This window comes from Zhongshania sp., from assembly GCF_041623545.1.
Taxonomy (GTDB): domain Bacteria; phylum Pseudomonadota; class Gammaproteobacteria; order Pseudomonadales; family Spongiibacteraceae; genus Spongiibacter.
In genome coordinates, this window is record NZ_JBFJWS010000338.1 from 1 (window position 1) to 3300 (window position 3300).

3 protein-coding genes are annotated in these 3300 nt (G+C 53.4%); all 3 read left to right on the forward strand.

Features of this window, described 5'->3' with window-relative positions:
- Positions 1–1634 (forward strand): arylsulfatase (locus ABYT30_RS17455; RefSeq protein WP_373097749.1); only part of this gene is annotated, 1634 nt, incomplete at its 5' end.
- A gap of 36 nt (positions 1635–1670) precedes the next feature.
- A complete protein-coding gene (locus tag ABYT30_RS17460) occupies positions 1671–2576 on the forward strand; it encodes an alpha/beta hydrolase (protein WP_373097751.1) in 906 nt (301 codons plus the stop codon).
- 115 nt (positions 2577–2691) lie between these two features.
- A partial coding sequence (locus ABYT30_RS17465) for a DJ-1/PfpI family protein (protein WP_373097752.1) occupies positions 2692–3300 on the forward strand: 609 nt, incomplete at its 3' end.

Genomic DNA, 3300 nt, shown 5'->3' on the forward strand with positions numbered 1-3300 from the left:
CACCCTACGGCAGTGAAATTCAAACCCCCACTATCTCAGCCCTCGCTGAGATGGGCATGCAATTCACCAACTACCATACCGCCGCGAATTGCGCGCCCTCACGGGCAATGCTACTCACCGGCGTCGACAGCCACCGCAACGGTGTGCCCAATATTCCAGAGACCATTCCACCAGAGCAAAAACGTCACCCCCACTACCAAGGCACCCTAGACACCAAGCTGCTTACCGTCGCCCAGGCGCTGCAAGCAGCGGGCTACCACACCTATATGGCGGGTAAATGGCATCTGGGCAATACCCCCGCGCAATTGCCCAGCCAGCGCGGCTTCGAGCGAAGCTTTGCGCTTGGCGCAACCGGTGCCGACAACTGGGAGGACAAACCCTACCTGCCTATTTACGACCGCGCCGAATGGTTTGCCGACGGTAAAGAAGCCTCGCTACCAGACAAATTTTATTCATCAGCGTTTTTGGTAGATAAAACCATAGAGTTTATCGACGCTAATGCTGCTGATCAAAAGCCCTTCTTTGCCTATCTCCCCTTCCAAGCCGTACACATCCCCGTGCAAGCGCCTCAGGAATTCACCGACAAATACGCGGATGCCTACCACAATGGTTGGCAAGCACTGCGCGAAGCGCGGCAGGCAAGGCTCAAGGCGCTGGGCATCGTGCCAATGAACAGCAATATGGTGCAAATGAGTACCATGGGCGACTGGGATGCGCAGACAGAAGAACAAAAGCGCTATCAAGCAAAACGCATGGCCGTGTATGCGGGCATGGTCGACGCCATGGATTTTCACATTGGTCGCCTCGTCGCGCACTTAAAAGCGATAGGTGAATTTGACAATACCGTGTTTATTTTTACCTCCGATAACGGCAGCGAAGCCACCGGCCACAATAACTCCCGCAACCTCTACGGCCGCGCGCTGGTTCAGTTTCTTGGCTACCGCAACGACTACGAAACCCTTGGCCTAAAAGGCAGCATGAATACCATTGGTCCGAGCTTTGCCAGCGCCGCAGCCTCACCGTTAGCTTTCTATAAATTTTACGCCGGAGAAGGCGGTATGCGGGTGCCGCTTATCGTCGCCGGTAAACCACTGCAATTAAAACAAAAGACCATCAGCACTAGCTTCAGCTTTGTTACCGATATTACACCGACCATTATCGAGATTGCCGGCACCGAAATCGCTAGCGACGCCAAGAAACTCATCATAGGCCGGAGCCTGCTACCCCATATTAAAGGCGAGGCCGAAACTGTCTACGGCCCAGACGACGCCGTAGGTTATGAGCTAGGCGGCAACGCGGCACTGTTTCGCGGCGATTACAAACTGGTCAAAATCAACGGCAGGATCGCCGACGGCCAATGGCATTTATACAATATTGCCAAAGACCCCGGCGAGACCAAGGACCTAAGCAAAGCAATGCCGGAACTACGCGCCGCGATGCTGGTTCAATACCAGCAGTACGCCAAAGTCAATCAGGTCTTAGACATGCCCGCGGGCTACGACCACGAGCGGCAAGGCATCATTAACGGCATCAACGCCCGACTACCCAATCTAGGTCTTTACGCTAGTGTTATCAGCGCCCTAGTAATACTCTTGGTGATAGTAAGAATATTTCGTACCCGCCGCAGGCAGTAGTAGGCCATACCCGAATTCGACACTTGAGGTTTCAATATGAGCTGGCAGAATTTTATTCTCAGCGCTGTCATCCGCCGCCGTCAACGGGGCACAATGAAATTAACGCCGGAGCACAGATTCAAGCGTCAAAGAAAGTTTATGGCGATGGCTATCGGCAAGCCCAACCCCGCAGTTACCAGCAAGGCAGATAAGATCAGCGGCGTCGCGGTCGAGTGGCTCGTACCCAAGGGGGTCGACAGTAGCCCGCATGCACCAGTGTGCGTTTACTACCACGGCGGCGCCTTTATTATGGGCGGCATGAATAGCCACCGCCAAATGTGCAGCCAACTTGCGGTAGACGCAAATATCGCGGTGCTCATGGTCAACTACCGGCTCGCCCCAGAACACCCCTACCCAGCCGCAACTGAAGATGCCGTCGCGGTCTATTTGGCACTGATCGACGCGGGCTATTCAGCGGCTCAAATAATCATTGCGGGCGACAGTGCAGGCGGTAATCTGGCACTCACCACTCTGCAAAAGCTGCGTGACGAAGATCAGCCGAGCCCGGCCGGCGCCATACTGTATTCGCCATGGTTAGATTTAAGCCATAACAGTGAATCCTTCACGAGCAATTCGCACAGCGATGTACTACTGAACAAAACCCTGCTCGACGAAGCCGTGGCCATGTACGCCCCCAACATATCCCGAGATGATTCCCGTATATCGCCACTGTTCGGCAATGTCGCTGGGCTGCCACCGCTATTCATTATTGCCAGCGGCGCCGAAGTATTACTGGATGACGCCACGCGCCTGCAGCAAATGGTGGAACATCAAAACGGTAATAGCACCTACTTGGAATGGCCAAAACCACCCCATGCCTTTCCTGTAATGAGCCAATTTTTACCGGAAGCGCGAGCAGCCCTAAAGCAGTCGGCCGCCTTTATTAATAAGCATATTGCTTAAGTAAAATTCCCACTTTCGTCGACGACCATGCTTAGCCGCCCACGCTTCCATAATGAGACTATCTGCTATATATTGGCACATGAAGTGTCATTATATGAGCCAGACGGATCACATCATGAGAAAAAAAATAATTATTACCGTCGCAATACTGATTAGCGTTGCAGCCCTAAGCCGTTTAGCCCTGCCCACGGCCCTCCACAAAGCTGGCCTGCACCCAGACTACAACGGCCCGCGCTATGACATCGCCGCCGGTAAAAAAGCCCTTATCATCGGCAGTAATCACGCAATACTATATGCACCGGGCAAAACCGACGGCGATGCCACTGGCGTCGCAATTTCAGAAATGACCCACCCCTACTACAGCTTTTTAGATGCCGGCATGCAGGTTGATGTCGCCAGTATTAATGGCGGCGATATTCCGGTCGACCCAATGAGCCTCAAGTTTTTTATTATCAGCGAACACGATGAACGCTATCTTGAAGACCCAACGCTACAAGCAAAAATGCGGAATTCCCTCGCCATCGGTAACGTTGATATTAGCCAGTACGATATTATTTTTATCGCGGGTGGCTGGGGCGCCGCCTATGATCTCGGCTATTCGCCAGTACTCGCCAACAGAATAAGCGAGGCCTACTACGCCGACCACCAACCGGTAATCGCCGGGGTTTGTCACGGCGTACTCGGACTCATCAATGCCAAAGACCGCGACGGTCAGCTACTAATA

Excerpts from the sequence above, each read along its gene's own strand:
- ABYT30_RS17460 (WP_373097751.1), top strand. The coding sequence starts at position 1,671 with ATGAGCTGGCAGAATTTTATTCTCAGCGCTGTCATCCGCCGCCGTCAA.